Raw genomic sequence first — 19,650 nt, 5'->3', positions numbered from 1 at the left:
GGGTGCCAGGCACCTGCCACGTTTCGAGACTGGGTGGGGTATGTCGCTGCGCAGCGATCACATAGCTGTTGTCGGAATGGCCGCACGATTCCCGGGCGCCGATACCGCGGACGAGTTCTGGCGGAACCTCTGCGACGGTGTGGAGTCCGTCGAGTGGCGTACTCCCGAGGAGCTGCGCGAGGCGGGGGTGTCCGAGGCCGAGTACACCTCGGACACGTACGTGTCGGCCTCGTACTCGGCGTCGGAACTCGACGGCTTCGACCCGGGGTTCTTCGGCCTCACCCAGCGCGAGGCCGAGATCAAGGACCCGCAGCACCGCCTGTTCCTGGAACTCGCCAACACCGCGCTCGAACACGCCGGTTACGACCACCGCCGCATGACGCGGCGGGTCGGGGTCTTCGGCGGCACCGCGAACAGTCCGTACCGCGAGGACTACGTGTACGAGAACGCGGCGGTCATGCGGGCCACCGGCGCCATGAGCGTCACCGTCGGCAACTACCCGGACTACGTCGCCCCGCTCGTCTCGTACAAGTTCGGGTTCCTGGGGCCGAGCATCTCCATTTACACGGCGTGCTCCACCTCGCTCGCCGCCGTTCACCTGGCCGCGCAGAGCCTGCGCAGCGGCGAGTGCGAGGTGGCTCTGGCCGGGGGCGCGCAGATCGACCTTCCGCTCGGCTCCGGTTACACGCACGCCGAAGGCAGCATCTACTCCGCCGACGGGCACGTGCGGCCGTTCGACGCGAACGCCAGCGGCACGATCTTCTCCAACGGCGGCGGCGTCGTGGTGCTCAAGCTCCTGGAGGACGCACTCAAGGACGGAGACACCATCCACGCCGTCATCCGCGGCTCCGCCGTGAACAACGACGGCGACGACCGGGCCGGTTTCACCGCCCCCGGTGTCCACGGCCAGACCGAACTCATTCTCGACGCACTCAGCGACGCCGAGGTCGACCCGCGGACGATCGGATACCTGGAGGCCCATGGCACCGGCACCGTCGTCGGGGACCCCATCGAGCTCAGCGCGATCACCGACGCGTACGCCCAGCACACCTCCGAGCGCGGCTTCTGCGCCCTCGCCTCGCTGAAGGGCAACGTCGGACACCTCGGTCCGGCGGCCGGCGTCGCCAGCCTGATCAAGGCGGCCTACGCCCTGCGCGAGGGGATCCTCCCGGCCAGCATCAACTGCACCGAGATCAACCCGGCCCTCGAACTCGACAAGACCCCCTTCCGTCTCCAGCGCGAGACCACGCGCTGGGAGCAGGACGGCACCCCGCTGCGTGCCGCGATCAGCTCCTTCGGTATCGGCGGCACCAACGCCCATGCCATCCTGGAGCGCGCCCCGGAGCCGGAGCCCCTGGTGGAGCCCGAGGACGACCGGGCCCACCACGTACTTCCGTTGTCGGCGCGCAGCGCGGACGCGCTGGAGCAGGTCGTCGCGGACCTGGCCGCACATCTGGAGACCGAGGGCGGCAACCTGGCGGACATCGCGGGCACGCTGCAGAACGGGCGCGGCCGGCACGACCACCGGCGCGCCGTCGTCGCGGCCACCCCCGAAGAAGCCGTCGCGGCCCTGCGCCGTCAGGGGAACCCCGCTCTCACCGTCGACGGCCGGGGCGGCAAGCCGCAGGAGGTCGCCTTCCTCTTCCCGGGCCAGGGAGCCCAGTACCCGGGCATGGCCCTGGGGCTGTACCGCACCCAGCCCGTCTACCGCGAAGCGCTGGACCGTTGCGCCGATGTGCTCGACAAGGTGCTGGACGTCGATGTGCGCGGGCTGCTGCACGCCGAAGCCGACGGTGCCGGTGAAGGCGACGCCGCGGCGCAGCTCGCCGAGACCCGGATCACCCAGCCCGTGACCTTCGCCGTCGACTGGGCCCTGGCCCAGCTGTGGCAGTCCTGGGGGATCAGCCCGGCGGCCATGATCGGCCACAGCGTCGGCGAGTACGTGGCCGCCACCCTCGCCGGTGTCCTCGAACTGGAGGACGCCCTGCGGCTCGTGGCCGGTCGCGGTGCGCTGATGCAGGAGCTGCCGCGGGGCGCGATGCTCGCCCTGCCGCTCGACGCGGAGGCGGTACGCCCGCTGCTCGACGACCCGGAGCTGGCCGGCGAGGTCCAGCTCGCCGCGTCGAACTCGCCGTCGGCCAGCGTGGTCTCGGGCACCCGGGAGGGCGTGGACCGACTGCGCGAGATCCTGGCGGAGATGGGGCTCCAGGCGACCGTGCTGCGCACGTCGCACGCGTTCCACAGCCGGATGATGGACCCGGTCCTGGAGCAGTTCCGGGAGCTCGTCGCCTCGGTCCCGCTGTCGGCGCCCGCCCTCCCGTACATCTCGAACGTCACCGGTGACTGGATCACCGAGCAGGAGGCCACCGACCCCGACTACTGGGTCCGGCACCTGCGCGGCGAGGTCCGGTTCGCCGCCGGGCTGGACACGCTGGCCGAGCGGGGCGGGCTCGCGCTGCTCGAAGTGGGGGCGGGGCAGGCCCTGTCGTCCTTCGCCCGTCAGCACGCCATGGTCGACGGCGGCCAGGTCACCGCCGCCCAGACGCTGCGTTCCCCCAGCAAAAAGATCGACGACGGCGCCTTCGTCCTGGCCGCCGCCGCCCGGCTGTGGGCCTGCGGGGTGCCCCTCGACTGGGACCGCGTCACCGGCCGCCCGTACCGCAAGGTGCCGCTGCCCACCTACCCGTACGAGCGTCGCCGCTGCTGGGTCGACCCCGACCCCGGCACCGAGTCGCCCCAGAGCGTCCTGGCACGGCAGGAAGGTCTGAAGCCGCCGCTCCAGGCCCCGCTGTACGTGCCGGTGTGGATCGAGTCGCCGCACCAGCGGCACCGGGCGGGCAGCGCCCTCGGTGAGACCTGGCTGGTCATCACCGACGACGACACGCGCGGCCATGAGCTGATCGACGCCTGCCGGGCGACCGGTGCGTTCGTCACCCCCGCCGTCAGCGGCTTCGGCTTCTCCGACGACGGCGACGGCTACGTCGTCGACCCCGACGACGTGATGAGCGTGCGCGAGCTGCTGGAAGCCGCCTGGAGCACGGGGCAGGCGCCGGACCGGGTGCTGTACGCGGCAGGCGCGTTCACGGGCGCAGAAGAGGCGACGCCCGCGCTCGCCCAGCGGACCTACGACCGGCTGCTTCACCTCGCCCAGGGCCTGATCCGCGTCGCCCCCGAGAAGCTCGACCTGCTGGTGGTGACCGACCGGGCCCACGCCGTCACCGGATCCGAGAACACCGTGCCCTACGCGGCCACCGCACGCGGTCCGGTCATGGCGATCTCGACCGAGGTGACCGGGGTGCACGCCCGGCACCTCGATGTGCAGTCCACCGACGAGCCCGTCCGGCTGATCCGGAACATCGTGCGTGAACTCGGGCAGTCCACCGACGAGCACGTGGTGGCACGCGGCGCGCGCCGCTGGGTCCGGGACCACCGCCCGATCGACAACGAGCCGGCCGAGACCACCCTGCTGCGTGACGAGGGCGTCTACCTCGTCACCGGTGGCCTGGGCGGCCTCGGCCTCGAGATCGCCCGGGACCTCGCGGCCCGGCACCGGGCCCGCCTCGTCCTCGTCGGACGCAGCGCCCTGCCCGCGCCCGAGGAGTGGGACGCGGTCCTGGCCGACCCGGAGACCGGTGCGGAGACCCGGCGGCGCATCCTCGGCGTACGGGACCTGGAGTCCCTCGGCGCCCAGGTGCTGGTGGGGACGGCCGACGCGGCGGACGAGGCCGCGATGGCCGCGGTCGTGCGCGCCGCACGGGAGCGCTTCGGCCCCGTCAACGGGGTGATCCACGCCGCCGGCCTGGCCGGCGGCGCGCTGATGGAGATCCACTCTCCGGAGGCCGCCGAGCCGGTGCTCAGCCCCAAGACGGCCGGCACGGTCCTGCTCGACCGTCTGCTCGGCGACGAGCCCGACTTCATCGCGCTGTTCTCCTCGGTCATCTCCATCTGCGGCGACTACGGCCACTCCGACTACACCGCGGCCAACGCCTTCATGGACGCCTTCGCCGCGTACCGCGACGGCTCCGGCCCGTATGTCGTGTCCATCAACTGGGCCGGCTGGAGCGAGGTCGGCATGGTGGCCGACGGCAACCTGTCCCAGGGGATCAAGGAGCTGGTGCGCGCCCGCAGCATCCCGCTCGGCCACCCGCTCACGCACCGCCGGTACGACGACGACGTGACCCTGCGCGAGTACGAGAGCGAATTCCGGCCCGGCTCCCACTGGGTGCTGACCGACCACCAGCTCGACGGCGTCGGGGTCATGCCCGGCACCAGCCTGCTGGAGATGGTCCGCGAGGCGGTGCGGGACACCACGGACGCCGAGAACATCACCCTGTCCGAGGTCATCTTCATCGACCCGCTCGCGGTCCCCGAAGCCACCACCATCCGGATCCAGCTCACCCCCGACGGGGACGACGGCTGGGGCTTCGAGGTGACGGCCCACAGCGTCGACGGCGGCGGTGGCCGCCGTGTGCACTGCCGGGGCAGGGCGGGCGTCCACACCGGCGCCGCACCCGCCGCGGTCGACCTCGACGCACTGCGCGCCTCGCTGCGGGAGGTGGACCTCACCGGTCTCGACGAGTCGGAGGTGGGTGTCATGACGTACGGGCCCCGCTGGGACGTCGTCACCTCCTACCACCACGGCGCGGGCGGCCAGGGGCTGGCGGAACTGACGCTGCCGCAGGAGCTGCACGCCGACACCGAGGGACTCGTCATCAATCCGTCCCTGCTGGACCGGGCCACCTCCTTCGGCACGGGCGGTCTCGACGACCACAACTACCTTCCGTTCACCTACCGTTCCGTCACCGTCCTGCGTCCCATGCCGACGCACTGCTGGGCCGTCCAGCGGATCAACAGCGACCCGCAGCGCTCCGACTTCCTGGACGTCGACGTCACCGTCACCGACGAGACGGGTCGGCCCTGCGTGGTCATCGAGGGCTACACGATGCGTTCCGTACGCCTCGACTCCACGCAGCCCACCGGAGGCGCCCAGGCACCGGACCGGTCGGAGCCCTCGCAGCGGCCCAGCGACCGGCTGCGCACCGTCGAGGGCCAGGAGATCTTCCGCCGCATCCTGGCCCAGCGTCCCGGCGCACAGGTCGTCGTCTGCCCCGAGGGGCTGTTCAGCCGCCTGGCCCGGTCCCGCTCCTTCGGCACGGCCGAGCTGAGCAAGGCCGGGACCTCCTTCGCCGACGGCCAGGCCGCCCGCACCCTCGACACCCCGTACATCGCACCGGAGACCGAGGTCGAGCAGGTTCTCAGCCGGCTGTGGGGCGAGGCCCTGGGCGTGGCGGAGGTCGGCATCGACGACGAGTTCTTCGCCATTGGCGGCTCCTCGCTCGTCGCGGTGCAGCTCATCGCGCGCATCGCCGACAGGCTGACGGTCCGGCTGTCCGTCGCCGACCTCTTCGAGTACGTGACCGTGCGGGCCCTGGCGGGCTTCGTCGAGTCCCGGCTGGTCGAGGCCCTGGGGAAGATGAGCGACGAGGAGGCCCGGGCCATGCTGGAGCGCGGGGAGAAGGCATGACCACGGGGCCCGGCTCCCTCTCCCCGGCGAAGCAGGCGCTGCTCGCCCAACTGCTGGCGGGCGGGAACACCGCTCTCGCCCGCCCGCAGGGGCCGGTCGCCTCGGGCGGCCTCCCCGAGGAGGTGCCACTGACCCCGGCCCAGGAGCGCATCTGGCTGGCGGACCAACTGGCCGGTGAAGCACCGCTGTTCACGCTGGGATTCACCGCCCGACCGGAACGCCGCATCACGGTCTCCGAGGCCCGGCTGCTGCTGGAGAGCCTGGTCTCCCGGCATGCGGCGCTGCGGTCACGTGTGGTCGTCACCGACGACGGACCCGTCATCCGGTTCCGCCCGGCGAGCGACTTCCGCGTCGAGCACGTCGAGCTGGGCCCCGAGGCCGACCCCGCGACCGCGCGGCGCCTGGCCGAGCTGGAGCGGGAATGGCTGGGGCACCGGTTCGACCTGACCGGGGAACCCCTCTTCCGGCTGGGTCTCGTGACCTTCCCCGACGCCATGCCCCGCGTGCTGGTCGCCGTCCACCACCTGACGGTGGACGCGGTGTCCCTCCAGGTCATCCTGATGTTCGCGCTGACGCGCGGGGCCGGCTCCGGCTCGGGGCTCGACTATCCCGACCTCGCGGTGTGGGAGGCAAGCGCGGCGCGCAAGGCACACCGCCGGCATCAGGTCGAGGAAGCCGTCGCCGCCCTGTCCGGCGCGCCGGATCCGGTGGCGCTGCCGCCCGACCTGGTCCCCCCCGCCGAGCCGGACTTCGTGGCCGGTATCCACGCCATCGTGCTCCCCGTCGAACTGTCCGACCAGGTACGGGAGACCGCCCGCCGGTCCGGGCTGATGGACCAGATGGTGATGCTCGCCGTGTGGGCGGTGCTCGTCGCCCGCTGGAGCGGCCGGTCCGATCTGGTGCTCGGCATGCCCGTCTCCGGGCGCGACTCCGAGGGTTCGCTCGGGGTGGTGGGCCTGTTCATCAACACCATGGTGCTCCGTGTCACCGTGTCCCCCGAGGAGCCGGTGTCGGCCCTGTTCGAGCAGGTCCGCTCGCGGATCACCGAGGCGCTGCGACACCAGGACGCTCCCTTCAACGAGGTGATGGCCGAGGTCTACGGGCGGGGCGCCCGGATCGGCGTGATCTTCAACAAGTACGCCGTCGACCCGGCGTTCTCCACGCTGGAGGCGGGTCTGCCCCGGACGGCGGCGGAGAACGGTGTGGCCCTGGAGATCTCCGACGACGGGCGCGTCATGCGCCCGCGGCTGATCTTCCAGAAGGAGTGCTACAGCGAGGAGAGCATGGCCGCCCTGGGCCGGCGCTACACCGAACTGCTGCGCGCCGCCTGCGCGCGACCGCAGCGGACGGTGGGCGCGCTCGGCTCACGGGCGGCGGCGGCCCGGCCGTCGGCCGGGGCTCCGACGGTCGCGCGGGAGCGGGCCACGATGGTGGAGCTGCTGGGCCGCACCCCCGGACGGACCGCCGTCGAGACGGACGGCGGGACGCTCTCGTACGGCGAACTGCGCGACCGCGTCGCCTCGTTGCGCGACCGCCTGCTCGCGGCCGGGGTCCGGCCCGGACAGCCGGTCGCGGTGCGCACCGCGCGCTCGGTGAACTCCGTGGTGGCGCTGCTGGCCGTGCTGGACGCCGCGGCCGTCTACGTACCCGTTCCCCCGGACACCCCGCGGGGCAGGAGCGAGCAGATCCTCGCCGCCGCCCGCCCGGGCGTCCAGATCACGGAAGCGGAACACCACGGTGCCCCGGCGGAGCTGGTGATCACGGGGGAGAGCGTCGGCGGGCGGCCCCGACGGCCCGTTCCCACGGCCGAGTCGTGCGACCGGGCGGGCGGGTACTGCCTGTACACCTCCGGGTCCACCGGGCGCCCCAGGGGCGTGCTCGTCCGGCGCGCCGCGCTGCTGGCGCACGCCGCGTCGGCGGCCGTCGCGTACGGCATCACCGAGGACGACCGGTACCTCCAGTTCTCGGGACACGGCTTCGACGTATGGATCGAGCAGGCCGTGGTGGCCCTGACCACGGGGGCGACCATGGTGCTGCGGGGCGACGACCTGTGGGACCCGGCGGACTTCGCGGCCGCGGTGGCCGCCCGCCGGATCACCGTGGCCAACCTCCCCACCCCGTACTGGCACGAGCTGTGCGCCCGGGGGAGCGCGGTCCTGGAGCCGTTGGCCGAGGGGCCGCTGCGCGAACTGCTCGTCGGGGGAGAGGCACTGGACCAGGGGGCGTTGGACACCTGGTTCGGCCATGTCTCCGCGACCCCACGGCTCAACAACGTCTACGGCCCGACGGAGACCGTCATCACCGCCGTGCACGGCGGGCTGGGTCCGCAGGACGCGCGCTGGGCGTGCGTGCCGCTGGGCACGGCGATGCCGGGGCGCCACGCCCAGGTGCTGGACCGGGAGGGCCGTCCGGCGGAGGAGGGCGCCGTCGGCGAACTCTTCCTCGGCGGACTCGTCGCCGAGGGCTATCCGGACGACCCCCGAACCACGGCCCTGCGCTTTCTGCCCGACCCCCGGGCGGGGGGCGGGCGGCGGATGTACCGCACCGGCGACGTCGTGCGCCTGCGGCACGACGGCCGCCTGGAGTTCCGGGGCCGCCGGGACGGCCAGGTGAAGCTGTCCGGCATCCGTACGGAGCTCGGCGAGGTCGAATCCGTACTGCGCGGGCACCCGCGGGTCAACGAGGCGGTGGTGCTGCTGCGCACGCGGCCGCAGCCCCATCTGGTCGCCTGGGCCCGGTGCGAGGCCGGGACCGCCGTGGACGAGGCCGAACTGCGCACCCTCGCCGCCGCCCACCTGCCGTCCGCCGCCGTCCCGCGATGGATCAGGATCACCTCCGCCCTCCCGCTCACCTCGGGCGGCAAGGTCGACCGGGCGGCGCTGAGGGCCACCGCGGACCAGGAGTCTCCGTCCGGGACCGCGCTGCCCGCGGACCCGGCCGACGGGATCACCGGTGAGCTGCTCCGGATCTGGGGCGAACTGCTCGGCAGGGCGGACATCCGGGCGGAGGACGACTTCTTCGCGCTCGGCGGCAGCTCCCTGCTGGCCACGCGGGTCGCCGCGGTCTGCACCGAACGGTTCGGCCGCCGGGTGTCCCTGGCGACCGTCTTCCACCACCCCGTACTGCGCGAACTCGCCGCCCGTATCCGCCGGATCCCGGCGAGCGACCCCGGGACCGGGAACACCGCCGCGGACGCGCTCCCGGAACCGAGGCGCCCCGAGGCGGACGCCCTCGTCGCGCTCTCCGCCGCCCAGCGGCGGTTCCTCTTCCTGTCCCGCTACTCCGCCGAGCCACAGGCGTACACCATCCCCATCGGCCTGCGGATCGACGGGCCGCTGGATGTCGACGCCCTGGCCGGTGCGGTCCAGGACGTCCTGGGCGCGCACGAGTCGCTGCGGCTGTCCGTCCGTATGACGGCGCAGGGGCCTCAGGGCCGTGTCCTGCCGGTGAGCGGGGACCGGATACGGGCGGACCTGGAGCCGCGCGGGTGCGACTCCTGGGCACAGTGCCGTGAGCAGGCGGCCGAACTGGCGGCGGTCCCGATCGACCTGGCCGAAGGACCGGTGCGTACGGCGCTGCTGTCCGACGGCGCCCGCCACCTGTTGCTGCTGTGCGTGCACCACATCGCGTGCGACGGCGAGTCCGTCGGGACGATCGTGCGCCGGCTCGTACGCCGCTGCGCGGCACACACCGCGCGGGACGCCTCGCACGGCACGGAGCCGATGCCCATGGCCGTGCAGTACAGCGATGTGGCCGGACGGCAGGAGGCCGGACTCGCCGCGTCGGCGGCCGGCATGCTGCGGCGCAGGGCGGCAGCGCTGGAGGGCGTGCGCCCGCTGGAGGCGCTGAGCCCGAGGGACGGCTTCGACCACAGGGGCGCGGTCACCGAGGTGGCCTTCGAGAGCGACGCGCTCACCCGCGCCGCCGCCCGGACCGCTGCCACCCCGAACGCCGTCATGGTCGCGCTGTGGCAGCTCGCGGTGTACCGGTGGACGGGGCAGGACGGCTTCGCGGTGGGGCTGCCGGTCTCCCTGCGCACCCGCGAGGACCAGCACGAGGTGGTGGGCCCGCTGCTCAACACCGTCGCGGTGAAGGCCTACTTCCCGGCCACGGGTTCCCTCGCCGACCATGTCGGGCACACCCAGCGGCTGCTGGCCGAGGCGTACGAGGACAGCTCCCTGCCGTTCGAGCAACTGGCCCGGGAGGTCGCGCCGGAGCGGGACACCGCCGCCATGCCGCTGTTCCAGACCCTGGTCGCCTGGGAGGGCAGCCGGGGCGAGGTGAGCGTCGGCGACACCGTGTTCCGCGCCGAGGAGCCGGACTCCCGGACCACCCAGTTCCCGCTCGCGCTGGAGGTGTACGAGGAGGGGGAGCGGATCAGGGCCCAGGTGCGCTACAGCACCACCCTGGTCGGGGACGGCGACGCCCGCTTCCTCGCCCGGTCGGTCGGCGCCCTGCTGCGCGTGCTCGACGAGGACCCGTGGCGCCCCCTGCACGACCTCGGCACCGGGGACGTCGAGCCAGCCGCGTTCACGGACAACCCCCCGGCCGGGGACTTCCGTTCCCTGCCGGGGCTGATCGCGGACCTGCCCGGCGACCGGCCCGCGGTGGCGGACGGCCGCCGGGAGCTGACCCACGCCCAGCTCGAACGCGAAGTCGCCGAAGCAGCGGCCGAGTTGACGGCCATGGGGGTCGGGCGTGGTGACCGGGTGTGCACCTTCCTGCCCAGGACCGCGGAGACGGTCGTCGCCCTGCTGGCGATCATGCGCTGCGGCGCCGTGTACGTCCCCGTCGACCGGCGGACCCCCCGCGGGCGCGTCCGCCACATCGTCGAGCGGTCCGGCGCACCGGTCGTCGTCGTGCACGCCGACGACGCGTCGGCGGCCGGAGAACTCCCCCCGTACGTCCGTGTGCTGCCCCTGGAAGCCCGGGACGCGCGGGATGCCACCGGGGTGCCGCCGGTGTCCGTCCCGGACTTCCGGGCGGTACCGGGCGACGCCGCGTACCTCGTCTTCACCTCGGGATCGACCGGTGTCCCCAAGGCCGTGGTGGTGGGACACGGGGAGCTCGCGGCGTTCCGCGAGGCCATCGCTCCCACGTGGGGGCCGGACGAGACGCTGATCGCGGTGACCACCGTCGGGTTCGACGTGTCCGTACTGGAGCTCCTGGTCGCCCTGTCGCTGGGTGCCCGCGTGGTGCTCCACGACAGCGGCCCGGTCTTCGACCCCGCCGGACTCGCCGCGCACATCGACCGGGTGGGGGCCACCCGCATGTACTCGGTGCCCAGCCTCTGGGAGCAGTTGCTCGCCACCGACGCGGACCTGGCCGGAATGACCGGCGGCTGCGGTGGCGAACCGCTCAGCCCCGCCCTCGCCGAGCGCGCCCACCGCCGGGGAGTGCGGCTGCACAATCTCTACGGGCCGACGGAGACGGTGATCTGGGCAACGGACCAGCCCGTCGACGACCTCCGGCCCGTGCGGACGTCGGGGCAGGAGACCGCGCGCCGGCGCGTCCCGGTCGGACGCGCCGTGCCCGGAGTCGTCCCCCACGTGCTCGACCAGTGGCTGCGGCCCGCGCGGACGGGCGCCGAGGGGGAGCTGTACCTCGCCGGCCGGACCGTCGCGCAGGGGTACGACCAGGACCCCGCGGCCACCGCCCTGCGTTTCGTGCCCGACCCCTTCGGTCCGGCCGGTGCGCGGATGTACCGCACCGGCGACCGGATGCGCGGACTCCCGGACGGGGCCCTGGAATTCCTCGGCCGCGTCGACGACCAGGTCAAGGTGCGGGGCTTCCGTGTCGAGCCCGGCGAGATCGAGGCCGTGCTCACCGGCCATCCGCAGGTACGGGAAGCCGCCGTGGCCGTCCGCGACGGGCGGCTGATCGCCCACGTGGTCCCGGGCGAGGGGAAACCCACGCGGGAGGAGGTGCGCGGATACGTCGCCGAACGGCTGCCCGCCCACATGGTTCCCGCGGTCGGATTCATCGGCGCCCTGCCGCTCACCCCCAGCGGGAAGACCGACCGCAAGGCGCTGCCAGACCCCCGGTCGGCCGAACCCGAGGCGGACGCACCGCCCGTCGGCGCGGTCGAGCGGGTTCTCGCGGAGATCTGGTCCGGGACGCTCTCCGTCGCCGCCCCGGGACGCGAGAGCAACTTCTTCGACCTGGGCGGGGACTCCATCAGCGCCCTGCGCATCGTCGACCGCATCCGTCGTGTGCTGCGCACCGAACTGTCCGTGACGGACGTCTTCGACGCCCAGACCATCGCACAGCAGTCCGCGAAGATCCGCGCGGCCAACCCGAACGCCGAGCGCGTGGCGAAGGTGGCCGAACAACTGCTCCTGTCCGCAAAGGCGAACCCATGACCGACGTCTTCGACGATCCCGAGTTCCTGCGCCTGCTCGACGCCGAGATGCAGGCTCATGGACTCGACCAGGCATCCGCCACGCGTGCCGGTGCGTCCGTCCCGGGTTCCGGCGAAGCTCCGGACGGCGGCGCCGCGATCGCCTCCCGGCTGACCCCGGCCGAGACCCGGTTGTGGTTCCTGCACCGTCTGGACCCGGACAGCGCGGCGTACAACATCGCGGCCGGTGTGCGCCTCTCCGGACCGCTGGACGTCCGGCGGCTGTGCGACGCCTTCACCGCGGTGGTCTCCCGGTACGAGGCCCTGCGCACGGTCTTCGAGGACGAGCGCGGCCATCCCCGGGCCCGGGTGCTGAGCCCGCTCGACCTGCCCCCGGAGACGGTCCTCGGTGAGGACTTCGCCTCCTCCGGGGAGGCTCATCAGTGGCTGGCCGGACAGGCCCGCCGCCCGTTCGACCTCGCGGGCGGCCCGCTCGCACGGCTGGTCGTGGCCCGCGCCGGGGAGAACGAGCATCTGGTCGGTCTCTGCGTCCACCACATCGTGGGTGACGGCGACAGCCTCGACCTGATCATCGCGCAGATGTTCGGGCAGTACATGGGCGCCCCGGCGGGGCCCGTGGTCCCGCGCCGGGTGACCGGGCCGGCACCGGAGACCGGGCAGCGGGAACTGGACTGGTGGCGCGCGCGGGTGGCGGACGCCCCCACCGTCGTCGAGCTGCCCTCGGACCACCCGCGCCCCGCGGTACGGGGCAACAACGGACGCCGTATCGAGCGCCTGCTCGACGCGGAGCTGACCTCGGGCATCGCCGGGTTCGCCCGCGAACTGCGCGTCACCTCCTCGTCCGTGCATCTGGCGCTCTACCGCTACCTGCTCCAGGTCCTCACCGGTGAGCGGGACCTGCTGATCGGCTGCCCCGTCACCACCCGGCGGGCCGAGGACGCGCCCCACGTCGGGAACTTCGTGAACATGGTGTGCCTGCGCACACCGCTCGCGGACGACCCGCGCGTCCGCGAGCTCGTCGCCCGCGAACACCGCTCGACGAGTGAAGCGGTGTCCCACCGCGACCTGCCCTTCGAGCGGCTGGTGGAGGCGTTGGACATCGAACGGGAGCGCAGCCGGCCGCCGCTCGTACAGGCCGTGTTCAACCACCGTCGTACGGAGACCGGCGCCGGGGAACTGCCCGGTGGGCTCTTCGCCGAGCGCCTCGAAGTCGACCTGGGCATCTCGAAGTTCGACCTCACACTCACCGTCGAGGACGCCGTCGACGGCACGCGCCTGTACCTGGAGTACGACAGCGACCTCGTCCGGGCCACCACGGCCCGTTCCTGGCTGGCCTGCTACGAGGCACTGCTCAGCGGAGCCGTCGCGGCCCCCGACGCCGCCCTGTCCACGCTCGGATTCGGCGCCCCGGCGCCGCTGCCCGTCGGTACCCGCCGCACGCCGCCGCGTCCCGGCCCGCGCGGCGTCGTCGGCTGGTTCGAGGAGCAGGCCGCCGCCCACCCGGAGCGCGAGGCCGTCGTGCACGGCTCCGCCCGCACCGACTACGGCGACCTGAACCGGCGGGCCGAGGCACTGGCCCAGCGCATCGGCCGCCGGGCGCCCGACCCGCGCGTCCCGGTCGCGGTCCTGACCCGGCGCGGCACCGACCTCGTCGTGGCGATGCTGGCCGTGGCCAAGGCCGGGCTCACCGCGCTGCCGCTGGACGAGGAGCACCCGAGGCTGCGGCTCCGCTCGCTGCTCCAGGACGCGGGCTGCACCGTCCTCGTGGGCGATCCCTCCCTCGCGGAGTGGGCCGGAGCGGGCCACCTCGACGTCATCCCGCCGGACGGGACGGAGGACGACTCGACCGCCCGGGGCTTCGCACCCCACCCCGTGACCCCGGGCACCCCCCTCTACCGCATCTACACCTCCGGCTCCACCGGTGCCCCGAAGGGCGTCACCGTGACCTACGGGAACCTTGCCTCCCTGCTGACCGAGGGCCGCACGGCACTGGGGTACGGGGAGGCCGACCGGTGGACGCTGTTCCACTCGATCGCCTTCGACTTCTCGATCTGGGAGATATGGGGCCCGCTGACCTCCGGCGGCACCGTCGTGGTCGTCGACCGGGACACCGCCCGCGCCCCCGACCGGTTCCTGAAGCTGCTCATCGACGAGCGCGTGAGCGTGCTCAACCAGACCCCGACCGCCTTCGACTCGCTGGTCCACCTCTGGGCGGGCACGCACGCCCCCTTCCCCGCCGCGCTGCGCACCGTCGTCTTCGGCGGCGAGGCGCTCAGGCCGACCGCGCTGCGGCCGTGGTTCCGGCTGCCGGTCGCCGACCTGCCACGGCTGGTCAACATGTACGGGATCACCGAGACGACCGTCCATGTGACCCTGCGGGAGATCACCCGGGCGGACGCGGACCGGCCCACGACCGGCAGCCCGATCGGCGTCCCGCTGCCGCACCTGGCCGCCTACGTGCTCGACCCCTGGGGACGCCCGCTGCCGCCCGGAATCCCCGGTGAGCTGTACGTCGGCGGCGCCGGCGTCGCCCAGGGCTACGCGGGACGGGAGGCGCTGACCGGCACCCGGTTCGTACCGGACCCCTTCGCGGCCGACGGCACCCCGATGTACCGCACGGGCGACCGCGTCCGGCTGCTCGCCGACGGCGAACTGGAGTACCTGGGCCGCGCGGACGCCCAGGTGAAGGTGCGCGGCTTCCGCGTCGAGCCCGGCGAGGTCGAAGCGGCCGTGACCGCCCACCCCGCCGTCGCCGCGACCGGTGTGGTCGCGGACGAGGGCCGGCTGATCGCCTTCGTCGTCCCCGCGCACGACGGCCTGGACGCCGCGGAACTGCGGGCCCATCTGGCGGCCCGGCTTCCCGCGCACATGGTTCCCGTCCTCACTCTGGCCACGGACCTGCCCCGCACGGTCAACGGCAAGCTGGACCGCCGCGCGCTGCGGGAGAAGGCCCGGAAGGTACAACTGGCCGAAGCCGTCCGGTCCGCGTACCGGGCCCCCCGCGGAGCGTCCGAGGAGACCGTCGCCGCGATCTGGGCCGAGGTGCTCCACAGCGAGCGGGTAGGGGCGGACGACAACTTCTTCGAGCTCGGCGGCGACTCGATCCGCGCCGTACAGGTCGCCGCACTCGCCCAGGAGAAGGGGCTGGGGATCTCCGTCGCGGATGTCTTCGCCGCCCAGACCGTGGCCGAACTCGCCGTCCTCGCAGCGGAGCCGGCCGCCCGGAAACACACCGGCACCCGCCCCTTCGAGCTGACCGACCCCGCCGACCGGCCGCTGCTCCCCGAGAGCTGCGAGGACGCCTACCCGCTGACCCTGCTCCAGCAGGGCATGGTCTTCCACCAGCTCGACGACGCCGCCTATCTGAACGTGACCGGAGTGGCGGTGCGCGCCGCACTGGACGAGGGCCTGCTCCGTTCCGCCGTGCGTCGGGTGATGGCGCGCCACGCCGTCCTGCGTACGTCCTTCGACCTGTCCTCCTACAGCGAGCCCCTCCAACTCGTCCACCGCTCGGTCGAACCACCGGTGACCGTGGTCGACCTGCGGGACCGGAACGGGGCGCCACCGGCCCCCGACGACGCCGCCGCCCGCGTGGACGCGTGGATGCGCGAGGAGCGGGGGCGGACCCTGGACCTCGGGAACGCTCCGCTCTTCCGCATCACCGTGCACCGGGCCGACACGGACCTGTTCTGGTTCTGCGTCACCGAATGCCACGCCATCCTCGACGGCTGGAGCTTCACCTCGACGGTCTCCGAGATCCTCGGTACGTACGGAACCCTGCTCGCCGGCGGCGAGCCGCCCGCCGCCGAGGCCCCCGCGACGCTGTTCCGCGACTTCGTGGCCGACGAACGCAAGGCCCTCGACGACCCGGCGGCACATGCGTTCTGGCAGGAGGCCCTGGCCGGGGCCGAGCCGCTGGAGCTGCCCGTCCGGCGCGGCGAGCGGTCCGCCGCCGCCGAACGGCGCGTCGTCCCGTTGCCGCTCGACGTCCAGCGCGGCCTCGAACGGCTCGCCGGACGGCTGGGTGCCCCCGTCAAGGACGTCCTGCTCGCCGCGCACGTCGCCGTACTCGCCCTGTGGACCGGCCGGGACGACGTGCTCACCGGCCTGGTCGTCAACGGCCGCCCGGAAACGGCCGGGGCCGAGGACACCCGGGGCATGTACCTCAACACCCTTCCCGTGCGGCTGCGGACGGCGGGCCTCACCGGCACCACCCTGGCCAAGGACTGCTTCCGCGCCGAGACCGCGCTGCTGCGCCACCGCACCTACCCCGGGGCGGCACTGGAGCGCCGCAGCGCACACGGCCCGCTGATCAACGCGGTCTTCAACTACACCCGTTTCCACGCCCTCGGGGAACTCCACAAGGACGCACCGGGCTCGTCGGCGGTCCGGCTCTCCGGGGAGTTCCAGGAGATCGCCCCGACCAACTATCCGCTGTACGTCTCCTTCGACCACGGGACCGACGAGGCACACGGCCACCTGGCGCTCCTCATGGCCGCCTCCCCGCGCCACTTCGCACCGTGGGAGACGGACCAGCTGGTGGAGCTGTACCGGTCGGCGCTGAAATGGCTGGCCACCGAGCCCGAGGAGCCGCTGTCCTCCCGCCACGTCCTCGGACCGGACGCGCGGCGCACGGTCCTGAACGAGTGGGGCCGGGGCCGGCCCGGCACCCCCTCCCCGCTCCCCGTTCCGGACCGTATCCGGGCCAGAGCGGTGGAGCGGCCCACGGCTCCCGCCGTCACGGACGCCCGGGGCACCCACACGTACGCCGGACTCGCCGCGGCCGCGGCCCGGATGGCGGACGGCCTGCGCGCCGCGGGAGTCGAGCCGGGCGACCCGGTCGCCGTCTGCCTGCCCCGGTGCATGGAACTGGTCGCCGCGGTCGTCGCCGTATGGCGGTGCGGCGGTGTGTACGTGCCGCTGGACCCCGCGCAGCCCGCCGCCCGCACCGGACTCATCGGTGAAGCGGCCCGGCCGCGCGCCGTCGTGGTGGACGCGCGGACCCGGGACCGGGCACCGCACGGTGCCGCCGTGGTCCGGGCGGACGCACCGTCCGGGGCGCGGCCGGGCGCGGCCGACGCGGCCGTGCTTCCCGAGGCCGTCGCGTACGAGATGTTCACCTCCGGCTCCACCGGACGCCCCAAGGGGGTGGCCGTCTCCCATCGGGCGCTGGCGGTGTTCGCCGACGCCGTGACCGGGGAGTGGAGCAGCGCGGACAGCGTGCTGGCCGTCACCACCGCCGGATTCGACATCTCGATCGTGGAGCTGCTGCTCCCGCTGACGGTAGGGGCCCGCCTCGTACTGCACGACACCGGTGGCGTGCTCGACCCGGACGCCCTGATGACGGCCCTGCGCACCGCCGGTACCGGCCTGTTGCAGGCCACCCCGACCGTCTGGGGCGCGCTCGCCGACACCCCGGGCGACCTGGCGGGGCTGCGCGGCTGGTGCGGCGGCGAGGCGCTGCCCGCACCCGTCGCCGAAACCCTGCTCCAACGCGGGGTGCGCCTGGAGAACTGGTACGGCCCCACCGAGACCACCATCTGGTCCTCGGCGCTGGAGGTGACGGACGCCCACCTGGACCGGGGCGTGGTGCCGATCGGCCGCCCCCTGCCGGGGGAGCGGATGTACGTGCTCGACGAGGCGCTGTCCCCGGTGCCGGCGGGCGTCGTGGGCGACCTCCACATCGGTGGCGGCGGCCTGGCCCAGGGATACGTGGACCAGCCGGGCGCGACCGCGGCGCGCTTCGTCCCCGACCCGTTCGCGGGCGACGGCACCCGCATGTACCGCACCGGCGACCGGGCCCGGTGGCGCACCGACGGCGTGCTGGAATTCCGGGGCCGTGACGACGACCAGGTCAAGGTGCGCGGCGTACGCGTCGAGGTCGCGGACGTCGAGTCCGTCGTACGCTCCCATCCGGCCGTCCAGCAGGTCGGCGTCGTCCTGCGCGACAAGCGGCTCATCGCCTACACCACCGCCCGGCCCGGCGCCGAGGACACCTTCGACGCGGCGGAGGTACGCCGCCACGCGGCCCGGACCCTTCCCGCCCCGGTGGTCCCCGCGGTCCTCCGCGTCGCCCGACTGCCGTTCAACGCCAACGGAAAGGTGGACCGCAAGGCGCTGCGTACAGTGGAGGTCGCCGACGACCCGGGCCGGGGCACCGACCGCGCCGGGCACGTCGCGCCGCGGACACCGATGGAGACCCGGCTCGCACGCGTCTGGCAGGACGTGCTCGGCGTCGAAACGGTGGGCCGGACCGCCGACTTCTTCGATCTGGGCGGTGACTCGCTGCGGGCCCTCCGGCTGGTCGCCAAGGCGGCCGGCCAGGGCATCACGCTCAGCCCGGCCGACCTGTTCCGCCACCCCGTGCTCGCCGACCTCGCCGCCGTGGCCGCCACGGCGGGGCCTGCCCCCGCGACCGCGTTCGACGACGGGCCGGGGCCGGTGCCGATCCTGCCGAGGGCACGGGTGTTCCTCGAGCGGACCGGCGACGATCCGGCGCTGGAGCAGATGTGCCAGTACCTGGAGCTGGACACGGATCTGGCCCCGGAGGCGGTCCGCACCGCCCTGGAGCGGGTCGCGCGGCGCCACAGCGCGCTCCGCATGCGCTGGCAGCACACGGCGGAGGGCTGGCGGCAGTACCTCGCCGAACGGCCCGATCTCGTCACCTTCCAGGTCCTCGATCTGCGGGAGCGGTCCGCGGCCGAACGCGACGAACGACTGGCGGAGTTGGAACGCACCGTCCGGGCGGTGACCGCACTGGAACACGAACCGCCGTGGTCGGTGACGCTGGTCCGGCTGCGCCCCGGCCGCAGCAGGCTGCTGTTCGCCGTCCACCACCTCGTCATAGACGGCTACTCGTGGCAGCAGCTGATGGAGGACTTCCACCACGCGTACGGAAACGCCGTGCTGGGCGAGGAGCCGGACGACGCCCCGGTGACGGGCTTCGCCGCCTGGGCGCGCGCCTCGGTCGCCGCCGCACACCGCCCCGAGGTGCAGGAGCTGGCCGGGCACTGGGCGCGGGTGCTGGACGGGTTCCGGCCCGTTCCCGTGGACCGCGACCCGGGCCCCCCGACCCGCGGTGACCAGTGGAAGCTGCCGCTCTCCCTGGCCCCGGCCGCCACCGCCCGGCTGCGGGAACTGCGCGACGACGAGGGCCGCCCCCTGATGGAGGCCGTGCTGTCCACCGCGCTGGCACGGGCCTACCACCGCTGGGCCGACGGCCGGCCCCTGCTGCTCGGCATCCTCACCCAGGGCCGGGACGGGTACGGCGCGGTGGCGGGCCCAGAACCCGACCCCAGCGGTGCCGTCGGCTGGTACACCGGGATGTTCCCGGTCCGCGTCGACGCCGTACCGGAGGAGACACCGCACGAGGCCCTGCGGCGGGTCGGCGGACTGCTGCCCGGCCGCCCGCTGCTGCGCAACTCCTTCGGCCTGCTGCGCTACCTCGCCGACGGGACCCCCGGCGCGCAGGCGCTGCGGCACCTGAGCCAACCCCAGATCCACCTGAACTACTACGGAGAGCGCTCGCCGCACCACCTGCTGACCCAGCAGCCGTCCGTACGCCTCCTGGACCCGCCGCCCGCACCCATGCAGGACGCCGAGGCACAGCCGGAGGCACTCATCGAGGTCGTCCTGGAGATCGTCGACGGCGTCCTCGAAGGCTCCGTCTGCTACAGCCACCGGCACTTCACCCGCCACCGGATCGCCCGGTTCTCCACCTGCATCCAGCAAGAGCTCACCGCGCTCGCACAACTCTGAGAAGGTG

General features: G+C 73.7%; 3 protein-coding genes. All 3 read left to right on the top strand.

Going from position 1 to position 19,650, the window contains the following annotated elements; all coding sequences use genetic code 11:
- Nucleotides 1-40: 40 nt before the first annotated feature.
- From ACWC97_RS29640 to ACWC97_RS29630, 3 genes are read left to right on the top strand one after another with little or no spacing between them, the layout of a single operon-like run.
- Nucleotides 41-5,524 carry a type I polyketide synthase gene (locus ACWC97_RS29640; protein ID WP_450652609.1) on the top strand — a complete coding sequence of 1,828 codons (5,484 nt, stop codon included), beginning with the start codon at nucleotides 41-43 and terminating at the stop codon, nucleotides 5,522-5,524.
- Nucleotides 5,521-11,886, top strand: coding sequence for an amino acid adenylation domain-containing protein (locus ACWC97_RS29635; protein WP_450652607.1), 6,366 nt, complete (start codon nucleotides 5,521-5,523; stop codon nucleotides 11,884-11,886). Before ACWC97_RS29640 ends, ACWC97_RS29635 begins: the two co-directional genes overlap by 4 nt.
- Entirely contained in the window at nucleotides 11,883-19,643 is a 7,761-nt protein-coding gene (locus ACWC97_RS29630; RefSeq protein ID WP_450652605.1) for an amino acid adenylation domain-containing protein, read from the top strand. Before ACWC97_RS29635 ends, ACWC97_RS29630 begins: the two co-directional genes overlap by 4 nt.
- The last annotated feature ends 7 nt before the right edge of the window (nucleotides 19,644-19,650 follow it).

The organism is Streptomyces sp. NPDC001108, from assembly GCF_053598535.1.
This window is presented reverse-complemented; position numbering and strand designations above follow the sequence as displayed.

What these genes read in the sequence shown, in the direction of transcription:
- ACWC97_RS29640 (WP_450652609.1), top strand. Translation starts at nt 41, where the DNA reads ATGTCGCTGCGCAGCGATCACATAGCTGTTGTCGGAATGGCCGCACGA.
- ACWC97_RS29630 (WP_450652605.1), top strand. Translation starts at nt 11,883, where the DNA reads ATGACCGACGTCTTCGACGATCCCGAGTTCCTGCGCCTGCTCGACGCC.
- ACWC97_RS29635 (WP_450652607.1), top strand. Translation starts at nt 5,521, where the DNA reads ATGACCACGGGGCCCGGCTCCCTCTCCCCGGCGAAGCAGGCGCTGCTC.